Origin of the sequence: Niallia sp. NCCP-28 (genome assembly GCF_023168165.1) — a bacterium.
Classification (GTDB): domain Bacteria; phylum Bacillota; class Bacilli; order Bacillales; family Cytobacillaceae; genus Niallia.
The window spans coordinates 37696-52907 of record NZ_BQYJ01000011.1; the positions used below are offsets into that span (position 1 = coordinate 37696).

15 protein-coding genes and 1 pseudogene are annotated in these 15212 nt (G+C 35.4%); 15 read left to right on the top strand and 1 reads right to left on the bottom strand.

Features of this window, described 5'->3' with window-relative positions:
- Positions 1–454: 454 nt before the first annotated feature.
- The 8 genes from NCCP28_RS20480 (at position 455) to NCCP28_RS20515 (ending at position 8198) form a co-directional block, all read left to right on the top strand.
- A complete protein-coding gene (locus NCCP28_RS20480) occupies positions 455–2203 on the top strand; it encodes an ABC transporter ATP-binding protein (RefSeq protein ID WP_248563110.1) in 1749 nt (582 codons plus the stop codon).
- Complete coding sequence (locus NCCP28_RS20485; RefSeq protein ID WP_248563077.1) at positions 2181–4034, top strand: ABC transporter ATP-binding protein; 1854 nt, start codon at positions 2181–2183, stop codon at positions 4032–4034. The genes NCCP28_RS20480 and NCCP28_RS20485 overlap by 23 nt, the downstream gene beginning before the upstream one ends.
- Before the next feature lie 452 nt (positions 4035–4486).
- On the top strand, positions 4487–5206 hold the full coding sequence (locus NCCP28_RS20490) for an MBL fold metallo-hydrolase (protein ID WP_248563078.1): 720 nt from the start codon (positions 4487–4489) through the stop codon (positions 5204–5206).
- Positions 5207–6036: 830 nt separating this feature from the next.
- A complete protein-coding gene (locus NCCP28_RS20495) occupies positions 6037–6210 on the top strand; it encodes a Fur-regulated basic protein FbpA (RefSeq protein WP_248563079.1) in 174 nt (57 codons plus the stop codon).
- A gap of 72 nt (positions 6211–6282) precedes the next feature.
- Entirely contained in the window at positions 6283–6642 is a 360-nt protein-coding gene (locus NCCP28_RS20500; RefSeq protein WP_282579591.1) for a hypothetical protein, read from the top strand.
- An 8-nt stretch (positions 6643–6650) separates the two neighbouring features.
- Complete coding sequence (locus NCCP28_RS20505) at positions 6651–6971, top strand: alpha/beta hydrolase (protein ID WP_248563080.1); 321 nt, start codon at positions 6651–6653, stop codon at positions 6969–6971.
- Between the two features lie 146 nt (positions 6972–7117).
- Positions 7118–7357 (top strand): hypothetical protein, encoded by a 240-nt coding sequence (locus NCCP28_RS20510; RefSeq protein ID WP_248563081.1) that lies wholly within the window; start codon positions 7118–7120, stop codon positions 7355–7357.
- 157 nt (positions 7358–7514) lie between these two features.
- The gene (locus NCCP28_RS20515) at positions 7515–8198 is read left to right on the top strand and encodes a hypothetical protein (protein WP_248563111.1); all 684 of its coding nucleotides are present in this window, start codon (positions 7515–7517) and stop codon (positions 8196–8198) included.
- A gap of 145 nt (positions 8199–8343) precedes the next feature.
- On the opposite strand, the gene pxpA is transcribed toward NCCP28_RS20515, so the two are convergent.
- Entirely contained in the window at positions 8344–9108 is a 765-nt protein-coding gene (gene pxpA / locus NCCP28_RS20520; protein WP_248563082.1) for a 5-oxoprolinase subunit PxpA, read from the bottom strand.
- Positions 9109–9367: 259 nt separating this feature from the next.
- Here pxpA and NCCP28_RS20525 point away from each other — a divergent pair, with 259 nt between their 5' ends.
- The 7 genes and pseudogenes from NCCP28_RS20525 (at position 9368) to NCCP28_RS20555 (ending at position 15200) form a co-directional block, all read left to right on the top strand.
- On the top strand, positions 9368–9523 hold the full coding sequence (locus NCCP28_RS20525; RefSeq protein WP_248563083.1) for a hypothetical protein: 156 nt from the start codon (positions 9368–9370) through the stop codon (positions 9521–9523).
- Between the two features lie 135 nt (positions 9524–9658).
- Complete coding sequence (gene pxpB / locus NCCP28_RS20530) at positions 9659–10423, top strand: 5-oxoprolinase subunit PxpB (protein WP_248563112.1); 765 nt, start codon at positions 9659–9661, stop codon at positions 10421–10423.
- Positions 10386–11387: a 5-oxoprolinase subunit C family protein gene (locus NCCP28_RS20535; RefSeq protein ID WP_282579593.1), complete on the top strand. Its 1002-nt coding sequence runs from the start codon at positions 10386–10388 to the stop codon at positions 11385–11387. The genes pxpB and NCCP28_RS20535 overlap by 38 nt, the downstream gene beginning before the upstream one ends.
- Before the next feature lie 184 nt (positions 11388–11571).
- Positions 11572–12055, top strand: a pseudogene (locus NCCP28_RS20540) (IS607 family transposase); the annotation flags it as partial.
- A gap of 13 nt (positions 12056–12068) precedes the next feature.
- Positions 12069–13286 (top strand): RNA-guided endonuclease InsQ/TnpB family protein, encoded by a 1218-nt coding sequence (locus NCCP28_RS20545; protein ID WP_248563084.1) that lies wholly within the window; start codon positions 12069–12071, stop codon positions 13284–13286.
- Between the two features lie 116 nt (positions 13287–13402).
- On the top strand, positions 13403–14173 hold the full coding sequence (locus NCCP28_RS20550) for an IclR family transcriptional regulator (protein ID WP_248563085.1): 771 nt from the start codon (positions 13403–13405) through the stop codon (positions 14171–14173).
- Positions 14174–14498: 325 nt separating this feature from the next.
- Positions 14499–15200, top strand: a complete 702-nt coding sequence (locus NCCP28_RS20555) for a DUF969 domain-containing protein (protein WP_248563086.1) — start codon at positions 14499–14501, stop codon at positions 15198–15200.
- The last annotated feature ends 12 nt before the right edge of the window (positions 15201–15212 follow it).

Here is a 15212-nt window from a genome sequence, read left to right on the forward strand (position 1 = left end):
TTTATCGTCTGGCAAAAAAATATCTATTAATAAATTAGTATTTAAAATTCTTAAAAATTCATTTGACAGAGTGTATACAATTGTATACATTTGGTATATAGATTATGTATGCAAATATATGTAAGGAGTGCCTAACAATAAAGAATTTTGAAGGCAAAATAAAAAGTAAAAAGCATAAGGGAGGAGAACGTAAAGGAAGTTGCTGAATGTAAAACAGTTTATATTAAAACATTAAGACAACAACTGGCGGCACCAGAGTTTCATGGGATCAAAAAAATATTCTTGGAGAATTAAAAGCGATTGAGTTGGTGATTGGCGAATTTACCAAGCGCTTTGAACTCCATAAAGCAGAAGAAATAAATACAAAAACGAAACAAATAGAGAGAGGAGGAAAAAGAATCCTTAGAATGATCCCGTTTTATAAAGAATCTTTAGCAAAAGGAGAAAAGTAATGATGTGGGGATTAAAAACATATATAAAGCCTTACTGGAAATACGTGATTCTCGGACCTCTTTTTATGATATTCGAAGTGTTTTTTGATTTGCTCCAGCCTAAATTAGCAGCTCATATTGTTAATTTTGGAGTAGTAGAGCGTGATTTCCAAATTATTCATCATACTGGATGGATGATGGTTCTGGTGGCATTGCTTTCACTAGTGGCAGGTATTGGATGCAACTTTTTTGCCACTCGCGCTTCTCAGAATTTCGGTGCAGACATCCGGGAGGCCCTCTATACAAAAATTCAAAGCTTTTCATTTGAGAATATTGATACAGTTAAGGCAGGATCATTAATTACACGAATGACAAATGATGTTGTTCAAGTTCAAAACTTTATGCAAATCGCTCTTCAAGGTCTCGTCCGGGCACCAAGCTTATTAATAGGCAGTGTGGTGATGGCTTTGATAATCAATCTGCGGCTGGGGCTTATCTTGCTGGGTACACTAATCATTTTAATTGTAGTTCTCTTCGTGCTTATCAGATTTTCTTATCCACTGTTTTCCAATGTCCAGGAAAAACTTGATGCAGTAAATACAAGGATGCAAGAAAATTTGGCAGGAATTCGGGTAGTAAAGGCTTTTGTCCAGTCTGATTATGAAACAAAGCAATTCAAACAAGTCAATAGAGACTACACGGACATCTCCATAAAAGCAGCGCGTTTTATTGCAATAAATTCTCCAATCGTTACATTTATTATGAATGCATGTCTTGTTGCGATCCTTTTATATGGGGGGAACTTGGTTTGGATGAACTCTGTTCAGGTGGGAGATTTAGTTGCTTTTATTAACTATGTGATACAGGTACTGTCTTCCTTGTTGATGGTGAGTGGGCTTCTTGTGAATGTCTCACAAGCTAATGTGTCGGCTAAACGCATCCACGAAGTTTTAACAACAAATCCTGCAATGGAAAACGCAGAAAAAAACAAGGATTCTTCTATTTTAGCTCAGCATATTGCATTTCGTCATGTAGGATTCTCCTATGCTGGCTCAAAGGATTTAGTATTGCGAGATGTGAATTTTAAGGCTTCATGTGGAGAAAAAGTTGCCATCATTGGGGCCACAGGTTCTGGGAAATCATCGCTTGTCCAGTTGATTCCAAGGTTGTATGATGTCACATCCGGCTCTATTGAGATTGATGGAAAGGATATTCGAGATCTCCCCCTTTTAGAACTTCGGCAAAACATTGGAATGGTTCTTCAAGAGTCCTTTTTATTTACTGGGTCTATAAAAGATAATATCGCATTCGGCAAATCGGATGCCACGCAAGAGGAGGTTGAGGCGGCTGCTAAAATAGCTCAAGCACATGAGTTTATCTCCAAGCTGCCAAATGGCTATGACACGAAAGTTGGCCAAAAAGGAGTCAATTTATCTGGTGGACAAAAGCAAAGAATCTCCATTGCCCGAGCCCTGCTGATTAAGCCTCCGATACTAATTTTGGATGACAGTACGAGTGCTTTGGATCTTGGCACAGAGAAAAAACTCCGAGATTCCTTAAAAAGTTTCATGAAAGAAAATATTACATTTTTAATTGCTCAGCGAATTTCATCTGTTATACAAGCCCAAAAGATTCTAGTGATTGACGAAGGGGCTATTGTAGGCAGCGGCACTCATAAAGAATTATTGGATACATGTGAGATTTATCAAGATATTTATAAGTCTCAATTTGGCAGGCAGGAGGCGTCTTATGTCGAGCAACAAACATTCTAATGAACAGAAAGGTTCAGCAAATCTTTCCCAAATGGGTTTTCAGCAAAGTCGGGGTCCAAGACCTGGAGAAGTTCCGATAGTAAGGTCAAAGGATGCAAAAGGGACACTGCTCAAAATCTGGAACTATGTCAAACGCCAGCGTCAAGGACTGCTGGTAGTAATCTTCTGTACTGCTTTAACCTCTTGTTTGCTGCTTTTAGGTCCTTATTTAATAGGAAAAACAATGGATGACTATATTGTTCCACATAAGTTTGATGGGTTTATTCTAATGGGATTTCTGTTATTAGGGGTTTATTTTTTAGGCGCTGTTTTCACATGGATTCAACAATATGTGGCTTCGAGTTTATCTCAGAACACCGTTCGTGACATGCGCCAAGATTTATTTGAGAAATATCAGCATTTGCCTGTGTCTTTTTTTGATCAAAAGACACATGGAGAGTTGATGAGTCGAACCACAAATGATATCGCAAATGTCTCCAATACGCTGAACCAAACGGTCGTGCAGCTTATCTCCAGTGTTTTTATGCTAGTTGGCAGTGTTGTCATGATGTTGAGTTTAAGTCTTTGGATGACAGTGATTACCATTTTGATTGTTCCATCCATTGTTTTCATTACGAAAAAAATCACTAAATATACTCGCCAGTATTTTTCTGAACAGCAAAAGCATTTAGGGGAAGTAAATGGATTTGTTCAGGAAAGCATTTCCGGTTTACAGGTGATGAAAGTGTTTGGCAGGGAAGCCAAATCCATTGAAGATTTTCGAGAGATTAATGAAAAATTGCGGTCAGTCAGTGTGAAAGCTCAAAGCTTCTCTGGTTCAATGGGACCTATGATGAATACGATGCGCAATCTAAGTTTTGTCATTATTGCAGTATGTGGCGGTATTTTTGCATACCATGACATTATTACAATTGGAGTCATTGTCAGTTTTCTTCATTATTCCAACCAATTTAGCCAGCCGATCAATCAGCTTGCCAATCAGTATAATATGCTTCAATCTGCGATTGCAGGAGCTGAACGTGTATTTGAAGTGTTGGATTTAGAGTCAGAAACTGTAGAAGAGAAAGAAGCAATGTCTGATAAAAAAATAAAAGGGGAAGTCATTTTTAATCACGTGAATTTTAGTTATAAGCCAGATGTACCTATTCTAAAAAAACTTTCTCTAAATGCTCTGCCTGGTCAGATGATTGCTTTAGTAGGACCAACTGGTGCAGGGAAAACAACCATTATTAATTTATTGACAAGATTCTATGAGATACAATCAGGGAAGATTTTTATTGATGGGGAAAATATTCAGCAATTCAGCAAACAATTTCTAAGAAAGCAAATCGGACTTGTTTTGCAGGATGCTTATGTATTTTCTGGAACGATTCGAGAAAATATTCGGTATGGCCGTTTGAATGCTACGGATAAAGAAGTGGAAGATGCAGCTCGGCTTGCTCATGCTGACATGTTTATAAAAAAGCTGTCCAAAGGATATGATACGCATTTAAACGCAGAAGGAGGAAATTTAAGTCAAGGACAAAAGCAGCTTTTAACAATTGCCCGCGCTGTTCTTGCCGATCCTTCCATTCTTATTTTGGATGAAGCAACAAGCAGTGTCGATACAAGAACAGAACTTCATATTCAAGAAGCAATGAAGTCTTTAATGAAAGGGAGAACAAGCTTCGTCATTGCACACAGGCTCAGTACGATAAGAGAGGCGGACGCTATCTTAGTAATTAAAGATGGAGAAATCATTGAACAGGGGTCACACGAAGACCTTTTAATGAAAAATGGATTTTATTCCAGCTTGTATAACAATCAGCTGACACAGGGGCATGTAAACTAATTGTATAAATGCATTCGATTTATGTTCCTTGTTTTTAACATAGTCGAAAAGATATAAAAGACATACACATCATGATGAACTTCTAAGCTAGCTTGATTTTTTACCAAAACGATTAAACAGCCAACTGTAAGTTAATGAGTAAGCAGATAGACTAGTCGACGAGCCAATGCGTTAAAAACGCATTGGCTTTTTTTAGATAGTCTATTTTGTTTAGTCGAATAAGGAGCAATGATAGGCAAGTCTCAATATAAGAGTTTTTGTGCAGAACGTGTCTAGGGAGATTTGTTTTTTCTGAAGTGAGTGTTATATTCAAAGATAGTTGTTTAAAGATTAGATACCCTTATTAAGGGGCTGTTAATGAAATGAATATTTTCTAAAAAAAGATTTATAAATATGAAGTATTTCAGTATGTAGGTCAAAACAAATACAATTTTTAGAAAAGAGGAATGAAATTGTTGAATTTTATCGGCTGTGGAAGTGCTTTTAATATTGCATTAGGGAACAATGGAGCATTTATCAAAAAGGATCATGTACTATTTTTAATTGATTGTGGGAGCAGCACTTTTGCAAGGCTGCAGAAAACCAATTTACTTGAAGATGTTGAAGAAATTTGTATTCTTTTAACACACACGCACTGTGATCATATAGGCTCATTAGGAGACTTAATTTTATATGGCTATTACTCCATGAATAAGCCGGCAGAAGCAAATGTTTGTGTATACGCGCCGAATGATTTGAATATTAAACCCCTTCTTCAAATGATGGGGGTAGAAGAAAATGCTTATAAATTAATTCAATTCAGTGAATCAGCAGAATATCAGTATGCTGATTTTCATATTGACTTTGAATCAATTAAAGTGTCTCACGTTAAAGAATTAAAATCGTATGGATATATTATCCACTATGAAAATAAAACCATTTATTATAGCGGTGATTGCAATGACATTCCTGCAGATATTCTTAATAGGCAGAATAATGGCGGCTTTGACTTGTTTTATCAAGATACTTGCATAGCAGAGTATGAAGGGAATGTGCATCTATCTTTGAAAAAACTAGATAAATTAATGGATGCAAAAGCAAGAGAGAAAGTTTACTGTATGCATCTTGATAATGGGTTTAATGAAGATGAAGCCAAAAAACTTGGCTTTAATGTTGTTGCACCGATTATTTAGTGAATGGTTTTGACGATATAAAGTGGTTCATCAAAATCGCGAAAGCAGTGGACAGGAGTATTTATTTTTAATTGAAGCCACTATATTAAATGCATACGATAAAAACCAAATGAAGATCTAGGTCATCACTCTGGTTTTTATCGTGGTTCTGCTATACTACATCTTCATTTTCCCCTTATGTGACCAATTCAGAAGTGACATAGGCCATTCATTGGCAGTCTTCTAAAATAATATATCCCCAGGCTAAGAGGGAACCGCCGCCAACTAGAACGACAGGGACTTCCTTGGAGCTTGTATCAGCCGCTTTTTTCAATCGTTAATAAATCAAAAGAATTACCTTAATTTTAACTAAACAATTACGGGGATAAAATTAGCCATTATTATGCAGTTGGATTTTAAATCAGTGTTGACAGGTAGGAATAGTGTGTTTATAATCGTATTAATCAATAGCTGCAGCCGATCGTACGAACGAAGGCCTAACCTTACTTAAGGTTAGGCCTTTTTATCTTCGTTTGGGCAGAGATTTAGTTTATTTATAGATTTTAAGTATAGGTGCAGCTTTTGTTTCTCAAGAAAGGAATTACAAAAACATTCAACAATGGATAGGTTATCAAAATTTATCTGGCATTAACGGGCAGTAAAACTTCCATCTAAGGGAGAATGAGAAGAAACGAGAAATCTAGGTGGTGGTAACTGCCTGTAAAGGCCCGATTGATTCAACTAACAATCAATGGGGGATGGAGAAAACTCCCACTGATTGAAGTTTTACTTTATTTTTAAGTCTCTTTTGTATTTTTAATAACCATTTGAACAAAGGGGAGGAATAATCAATGACTGAGCTGCTTAAGGCTGTCGAGTATAGAAAAGAAACACTGATTCAACAGTTAATTTCTTTTGGCATTTATAAAAAAGAATCACATCAACTATATGAATTAACGTTATCAGAAATTGAACTAGAATATCGTAAGCAGATAAGGATGAAACAATTGAAAGGCGAAAGATAGATTTAGAAAGAAGCAGAAGATAAGCATCAGTATATAAAATTTAGTATGCAGTCAAAGGAGGAATCCATTTTTATGTTAAGCAGTTTACTAAAGCAAAAGAAGAAAAACTTTTTGGCGGCCAATTATTATTTAAATCTCCCTGACATTTCTTTTTATAAAAGATGTGATGAACTGTATGGCATTAATCGAGGGAGCTATAATGTCATTGATCATTGGTTCTTTGAATATGGCATGACAAATGTGGTCTATAGACGCATCTATATTTTAGCATTTTTAGATTTTATTAAAGAAGGAAATGTCAACTCTCCAAAATCTATTAAGTTCGGCAAAGGTGGAATAACTAAAAAATTAAATGAGTTTATTTTGCTTTATTTACATGAACCCGAAACGACAAGTGTAAATCAATATCGTATTGAAAGAAAGAGGAGATAGAAGGGTGAGTGAAAGATCTCCTGTTATGGAAGGAGCGGAATTATTTTTTGCAAGGGAATGAGGTGGACATCTTAATTTCCCATAGATTTATGGGAACGCCTCAAAACGTTCGCTATTTGGGAAGGGAATTTGCAGAAATCGGCTACACGGTTTATGGCCCAAGGCTAAAAGGACATGGGACACATTTTAAGGATATGGAACAATATAGACATAAAGATTGGTCTGCACATATAGAGGAGAATGCACTTATTAAAGCAGCTTATTTTTTATACGAAAGTGCAAAGGAGCTGCTTGAGCAGCAACATTTAGTTGCATATGAAAGCAAATAAGTAAAAAAATGGAGGCATAATAGGTGCCTCTATTTTTTATGCATAATAGGCTATTTTAAAAATAATTTTGAATAGAGGTTATCACAGCTATTCTAAAGCAGGTTTAATGTTAGACTAATGAAAAAGAGCAGGAGATTTATAGTAGCATGAAGTATATTTGTCCAGTATGCGGTTATAAGGGATTTGACGAACTTGTATATGATGATTTTGAAAAATTAGCGGGTGGTTCTTTTGAAATATGTAAATGCTGCCGATTTCAATTTGGAGTAGATGACGATATGGAATTAGAAAACGGAGAGTTTTTAACCGTAAGGGATGCTCTTAACATTTACCGCGATATTTGGCTGAGTTTTGATGCACCTGTTTTTATGACGGCATATTATTAACTTGAATATCAGGAAAATGGAAAAGTGAAGCAAGAGCATTTAGAAAAACAATTAAAAAATATAGGCATTCATTTAAATGAGTAAATAGTTTTCGGTTAAACAAGATAGAGAATTTGATGGAGAAGTATAAACGATCAAAGTAAATTTTAGGATGTGAATAAAAGTGCACAAAAAAATAGCCTGCCTTCATGCTCATTTTTCCAACATAGAGTATATAGAAAAAGCGTTTTCTGCTTATGAAATTGAATTTATTCATTTTGTTGATCCAGGTTTAATTTACCAAGTTGCACTAGCCGGGAAACTTCAGACAGATGCGGTGAAAAATAAAATAAAAGAGCAGATAGAGTGGATGGACCAATGCGGAGCGGATGCGATTCTTATTACGTGCACCACCTATATTGCTGTTTTAGAAGAGGTAGAACTGACTATAAATGCACCAATCATAAAAATCGATGAGCCATTTTTTGCCCATATTTGTCGCAATAAAAAACCGCAAACCATGCTTTTTTCCAATCCCCAAACGGTGGAGGACACAGTAGCGCGCCTTCGTAAGTATGCAGATGCTCATCATCAAATAATAGATTTTAAGGTTGTGGTGGTTCCGGATTCATTTGAGCTGATTATGAAAGGATTAAAAGAAGAATACGATCAAAAAATAAAGAATGCTTTGCTTGAATTGATTAAGCAAGGGGAGAAAATACTTTCCGTTGCCCAATTATCTATGGCAGATGGGGCTAAAGAGATGGAAAAGAAAGCATCTGCTGTTATTATCACCCCGTTAAGTACAGTAGTATCAGCAGTTATGGAACAACTCTACTTAACGGAGATAAGCAGAAAATAGCGGATTTTGTCGAAAAGCAGCTATTTTAAAAAATTTGCACCAAACCATTAGAAGGTTGAAGCAAAATACAAAAAATTGAGCCAAATAGACAGTTTTTGCTTCTATAAGTATATCTGGTTATATCGCCTGAGGAGGGGAGATATCTTTATTTCTCCCCGATTGCCCGTATCGAAATATCCGATTTGGCAAAAGAATCCCTAATCAGCTGTGCAAATGTCAGAGCTTTTGGTCCATCCCCATGAATGCAGATTGTGTCTGCTTGGACCTCTATATCTGTTCCTTGCTCCGATATTACTTTTCCTTCTTTCACCATACGGGTTACTTGCAAAATAGCTTGTTCATTGTTATGGATAAGAGCATTTTTTTCTTTTCTTGGTGTAAGTGTTCCGTCTTGCTGATAGGTGCGGTCAGAAAAAACTTCATTTGCCGTTTGCAGGCCGATTTTTTTTCCTGCGGCTATAAGTTCACTGCCGAATAATCCAAAAAGAATAAGTTCTGGATTGATTTTATATACGGCTTTTGCAATTGCTTCTGCCAAACTTTTATTGTTGGCAGCCATATTATATAATGCTCCGTGTGGTTTGACATGTTGCATCTTTGCACCCTCTGCTTTCACAAATGCGTTTAATGCTCCAATTTGATAGAGTACAAGATCATATGTTTCTTGTGGAGAAATATCCATATTGCGGCGTCCAAAACCAATTAAATCAGGCAGCCCTGGATGTGCACCGATTTTTACTCCGCTATCAAGGGCAAGACGAACAGTTTTTCCCATGACAGAAGGGTCTCCCCCGTGAAATCCGCAGGCAATATTAGCAGATGTAATCAGAGGAAGAATTTCTTCATCTTTTCCTTTGCTGTATGTGCCGAAGCTTTCTCCTAAATCACAATTTAAATCAATTTGATGCAAGCAAAAAACCTCCCTTTTTAAAATGGTTCTATGTATTTGCCTATATTTCGGAATAGTAGTTCCAAAAAAGGCAAGCTATCATAATCTTAATATAGATATGGAAATTTTTAAATAATTATTTAAAAAGTAACGGTTGTTCTTTTTGAAAAGGATCACTATAATATAATTAAATCTATATAATGGAACTTTAGTTCCGTAAAAAGGAATGACGTAAAATCCATTTATCAAATATTACAGGATTGTCAGGAGGCATTTAAATATGTGGGTTATTACCCTCTATTCAAAAGAAAATGAATTATGCATGTATGAGTTTACAAGCGAAAAGGAAGCAAGAGAAACATTGGCAAAATTAAATGGAAGCAAAATTCTTTCTGAAGTAATCTACTATAATGATCCAATTTTTGCAGGAAATTGATTAATCACAAAAATGGGAAACTACTAAGATGAATTTCTAGTTAGTTTCTATTTTTTTAATTGAAGTTATGGTAATATTCAGATATTATGGGCGTGTAAAAAGAGGGGATGAACATTGACTTATACAAAAACAGATTTGCGAATAGCAGCACATATAGAACCATTCTCCGATTCTGCGATATTAATTGAATTCGGCAAGGAAGTAAATAAAGACATTCATCAGCATATTCAACAATTAACTCGCTATTTAGATCAACATTCTTTTCCAGGGTTTATTGAGTATATACCCGCATTCACCAATGTTGTTGTGTTTTATGATCCTGTTGTTATTTATGAAAAATATAAAAATTCATCCCAATCGGTTTCCCCATACAAAATGGTGTATGCTTTGATGGAAGAAATTATTGGGAAGCTAAACAGCAATGAAAAATGTAGCCCGCGTATCATGGAAATACCTGTATGCTATGGGGGCGAATTTGGACCAGATTTAGAACTGGTGGCATCCATTAACAAATTAACGCCAGAGGAAGTAATAGCTATACATACAAGTGGAGAATATCTTGTTCATATGATTGGATTTGCTCCAGGTTTTCCTTTTTTAGGCGGGATGTCGAAAAAAATCGCCGCTCCTAGACATTCGTCGCCGCGTCCTCTTATTCCCCCTGGTTCTGTTGGAATAGCTGGTGTGCAAACAGGTGTTTATCCAATTGGCACACCAGGAGGCTGGAACTTAATTGGGAGGACTCCATTAGATCTTTTTTTGCCAGAACATAATCCTCCAAGTTTGCTTCAAGCAGGTGATATAGTGAAGTTTCGTTCTATTGCTTGGAAAGAATATAACGAATGGAAAGGAGGCTTTCGATATGAGCATAACAATACTTCATCCAGGACTTCTGACTAGTATACAGGATACGGGCAGATATGGTTTTCAAAAATATGGCGTTATTGCAAGTGGTGCAATGGATGTTTATTCTTTAAGAATGGCAAATGTATTGATTGGAAACAAGGAAACGGAAGCTGCCCTTGAAATAACACTGATGGGGCCAATGATAAGTGTAGATGAAGATATGCTGATTGCCATTACGGGAGCTGATTTATCTCCATCAGTAGACGGAATTCCTTTGCCTATTTGGCGCCCTGTTTGGATAAAAAAGGGAAGCGTAATAAAGTTTGGTGCACCAAAATCTGGATGCCGCAGCTATTTTGCTGTGGCCGGCGGATTTGCTGTTGAAACAATTATGGACAGCAAAAGCACCTATTTGAGGGGAGAAATCGGCGGTTTTAAAGGAAGGTCGCTGCAAAAGGGGGATACTATCGGTCGGGGGAAATGTTCTGAACGATCCATGATGCTTGTTAGCAAGCTGAAAGATGCAACATCCACCAATCATTTTTCCACGACCGATTGGTTTGTAGACTCCAATCCATTTTTTTCTGGGGCGGATGAAGCGTTTATCCGAGTGCTTCCTGGAAGGCAATATGATCGATTAACAAAACAAGGAAAACATCAGCTTTTTGCAGAATTTTTTCGTATAACCCCTCAATCTGATCGGATGGGTTTCCGTTTGTCAGGACCAACGATGGAGCTTCAGGAAAAGGAAGATATGCTTTCAGAAGCTGTTTCTTTTGGCACTATCCAACTTCCTCCAAATGGAAATCCCATTATCCTCCTCGCTGATCGCCAAACAACAGGAGGCTACCCGAAAATTGCTCAAGTAGCTTCCGTTGATTTAGCTTATTTGGCACAACGGAAGCCAGGAGAAAAAGTTCGCTTTCAGCTTATCACACTAGAAGAAGCGCAGCAGATGCAGCTTGAAAAGGAAAAACATTGGAAACAGCTGAAGCACGCTATTTTAATGAAACAGTAGACTGCTAAAAAGAAGTGTTTAAACAATAATTTTGTTTAAACACTTCTTTTATTTTCTTCTGCCCTTTTCTTGTATTTGTAATGGAAAAATATATAGGCTTAAATAATAAGAAAAATAATGAAAAACATTAAAATTTTTAATAAAATACATTTAAATTGGTATTTATATATGGTGTATTATAAATAATGAAGAAGCTGTTTATTTATTTCTAAATGACGGAGTAAAAAGAAATACGTACATTTATACCAGGGTATCTACAAATAAACAAAAGAAAGATTTAGAAAATCAAATAGAATTATTAAAACAGTTTTGTTTTTCTAATGGATGGCAAATAAATAAAATATATAAAGATATAGCAAGTGGAATTTCATTTGAAAAAAGAAAACAATTCTTTGAAATGTTAGATGAGGTTGTTAATGGGAAAGTAGAAAGAGTGATTATTACATATAAAGATCGTATGAGTAGAGTAGGATTTAATTTATTTAAACATTTATTTAAAAATATAATACGGAAATTATCGTCATGAGTGAAATAGGTATGCGAAGCTAGACAGTGAAGAAGTATTTGAGGAAATGGTGAGTTTATTGCATTGTTACTCAATGAAAATGTATAGTAAAAGAAAAAATAAAATAATAAAGGAACTGGTTAAAAGAGAAGAACCAGAATAAAGGAGGTGAAAATATGATTGTTACAAGAGTAGAAAAACATATAATTAAACCTAATCATACACATTATAAAATGTTAGATGAGTTTTGTTTTAAATCTAAGAATTTATACAACTTTGCAAATTATCAAATTAGACAAAGGTTTATTAATAATGGAAAATATATAGGGTATAAGGATTTAGACAAATTGCTTAAACAAGAAGAATTAAATTATGATTATAAACAAATGCCGTTAGTTCAATCGTCTCAACAATTATTAAGACTATTAGATAAAAATTGGAAGTCATTTTTTAATAGTGTAAAAGATCACAAGAAAAATCCAAATAGATATACAGGTAGACCAAAGTTACCAAAATATTTAAGCAAGAATGGTAGACAAATAGTAATTCTCACTAATCAAAATTGTAAGATCAAAGGTGATACTATCAAGTTTCCTAAGTCATTTAATGGGTTTTATTTGAATACAAAAATAGAAAAAGAATTACAGCAAGTTAGAGTTCTTCCTAGAAATAAATACATTGTTGTTGAAGTAGTTTACAAAACACAAGTAAAAGAAAATAAAATAAATAATGGGAAATACTTATCAATTGATATTGGTCTAGATAACTTCGCAACCATTGTAAATAACGTTGGACAAATTCCAGTAGTTATTAATGGTAAAGGTCTAAAATCAATAAATAAATTGTATAATAAGGATGTTTCCCATTATCGTGAAATAGCTAAACGAATGAATAAACTTGATTGGACAGATAAGATGAATAGATTGACAATCAAAAGAAACAATATAATCAGTAATTTCATTCATCAAGCAAGTAATTGGACTATTAAACACGCTTTATCATTAAGTTGTAATATTGTTGTTGTCGGTAACAATAAAGATTGGAAACGTGAAAGTAAAATGAGTAAGAAGGTTAACCAGTCTTTTGTCGGCATTCCTCATCAAATGTACATACAGCAACTACAATATAAAGCTGAGAATGTGGGATTGAGTGTGATTATTACAGAAGAGCCGTATACGTCTAAGTGTAGCTTTTTAGACTTAGAAGATATTTGTAAACATGATACCTACAAAGGAAAACGAGTTAAACGTGGAATGTTCAAATCTGCTGAAGGTGAATTAATTAATGCTGATGTAAACGGGGCTTACAATATAATGAGAAAAGTATTTTCAGATGCTTTTGCAAATGGAGTATCGGGTGTAGGGTTACATCCAGTTCGAGTAAATGTTATTTAGGTAACATTGACGAATGAAGGAATTTATTGGAATTTTTAATTGGATTTAGAGATTTTAATGATTTTGATAACCTAATGAATTAAAATAGATAAATCTGTTTAAAAGGGGAATGGTGCATGCAAAACAAAAATAAAACAGTCATTAAATCAAAGGATCTATTAACGCTTTTTCTTACACATTCAAAACTTTCATTTAATGAAATCATTCAGCTGACAGAAACGCCAAAAACATCTGTCCATCGTATGCTTGGTTCTTTGGAGGATATGGGTTTTCTTGATAAAGATGAAGATAACTTATATTCTCTTGGTCTATTATTTTTGCAGTTTGGGCAATTAGTTGCCGATAGGCTTGATGTAAGGCAAATTGCATTGCCTGTGATGAGAAAATTGCGCGCGGAAACAGAAGAAGCGGTGAACTTAATTATTAAAGACGGCGATGAGGCGATGTATGTAGAAAAGCTGGATTCCACCCATCCAGTCCGGTTATATACAGCTGTTGGCAGAAGATCTCCTTTGTATGCAGGGGCATGTCCGCGCATCATTTTAGCATTTTTGCCAAAAGAAGAGCAGGAACAATATTTGAAGACGGTTGAATTTAAGAAATATGCATCTGGAACCATTACAGAGCTAGATAAACTTCGCCTTATTTTAGAAGAAACGAGAAACTCCGGTTATGCGATCAGCAACTCGGAACTAGAAGACCATACAACAGCGATTGCTGCCCCTATTTTTAACCATAAAGGCCAGGCTGTTGGAGGGCTTAGCTTAGCAGGACCAGATATTCGTTTTCAAGCAGAAAGATTGCCGGAATTTATTCGAAAAGTAAAGGCTCATGCCAAAGAAGTATCGGAGAAAATGGGATACGCAGGGGACATTGTGTATAAATAACCATACAATTGTTAAAAGAGAAGCTCTTCATAGGGCTTTTTTTTATGGAATAAAAGCAAAAAATAAGCGAATCAGATTAATGGTGAACTAAAATACATGCATTTAGTGCAAATGCAAAAAAAATGTAAGAATTTCTAACATTTTATTTTACAACTTCAAATATCGTGCTAAAATAATTTATATTACGAAAATTCGGAACAATAATTCCGAAATACTGAACTACATAAGAAGTAATTTTTTGCTAACTTCGTATTATGGCCAAAAGAAGACGTCCCTTTTGCCTAAGTATATACGAAAAAACAAGTTGGAGAAAGAAGGGGAAATAATGATTAAACTAATTGGAATTCTTATTGTTGCCATTGGATTTGGATTTAGGCTAAATACATTATTAGTTGTTATGTTGGCAGGGATTGTGACAGGACTTGTTTCCGGATTTTCCTTTAATGATGTGTTAACACAGTTTGGGCAAATATTTATTGATAACCGTTATATGTCATTGCCGATTATTCTTACACTGCCCGTTATCGGAATATTGGAAAGATACGGATTAAAAGAACGAGCAGAATCTTTTATCAAAAAAGCAAAAGCAGCAACTGCAGGCCGTGTTATGTTATCTTATTTAATTATTCGTGAATTTTCTGCAGCCCTTGGCTTAAATATTGGCGGACATGCTCAGACTGTTCGCCCATTGGTTGCTCCAATGGCAGAAGGTGCTGCAGCAGCCAAACATGGGGAACTTCCAGAGGATTTGAAAGAAGATATTAAAGCACATGCTGCGGCATCTGAAAATGTCGGCTGGTTTTTTGGAGAAGATATCTTTATTGCAACAGGCGCCATTCTATTGATGAAAGGATTCTATGATTCTGTCGGCATAGATGTAAGTGTCTGGGACATGGCTTTATGGGGAATACCAACAGCAATTTCTGCACTGCTTCTTTCATGGTGGCGTTTTAGCTTATTAGATAAACGAATTCAAAAAGCAACAACTAGCGGGAAAATAAATCATTCCAAAAAAACAACGGCATAAGAGAAGGAGGAT

Coding starts and splice junctions, on each gene's coding strand:
- NCCP28_RS20480 (WP_248563110.1), top strand. CDS start 455: ATGTGGGGATTAAAAACATATATAAAGCCTTACTGGAAATACGTGATT.
- NCCP28_RS20485 (WP_248563077.1), top strand. CDS start 2,181: ATGTCGAGCAACAAACATTCTAATGAACAGAAAGGTTCAGCAAATCTT.
- NCCP28_RS20495 (WP_248563079.1), top strand. CDS start 6,037: ATGACTGAGCTGCTTAAGGCTGTCGAGTATAGAAAAGAAACACTGATT.
- NCCP28_RS20500 (WP_282579591.1), top strand. CDS start 6,283: ATGTTAAGCAGTTTACTAAAGCAAAAGAAGAAAAACTTTTTGGCGGCC.
- NCCP28_RS20510 (WP_248563081.1), top strand. CDS start 7,118: ATGAAGTATATTTGTCCAGTATGCGGTTATAAGGGATTTGACGAACTT.
- NCCP28_RS20525 (WP_248563083.1), top strand. CDS start 9,368: ATGTGGGTTATTACCCTCTATTCAAAAGAAAATGAATTATGCATGTAT.
- NCCP28_RS20535 (WP_282579593.1), top strand. CDS start 10,386: ATGAGCATAACAATACTTCATCCAGGACTTCTGACTAGTATACAGGAT.
- NCCP28_RS20545 (WP_248563084.1), top strand. CDS start 12,069: ATGATTGTTACAAGAGTAGAAAAACATATAATTAAACCTAATCATACA.
- NCCP28_RS20550 (WP_248563085.1), top strand. CDS start 13,403: ATGCAAAACAAAAATAAAACAGTCATTAAATCAAAGGATCTATTAACG.
- NCCP28_RS20555 (WP_248563086.1), top strand. CDS start 14,499: ATGATTAAACTAATTGGAATTCTTATTGTTGCCATTGGATTTGGATTT.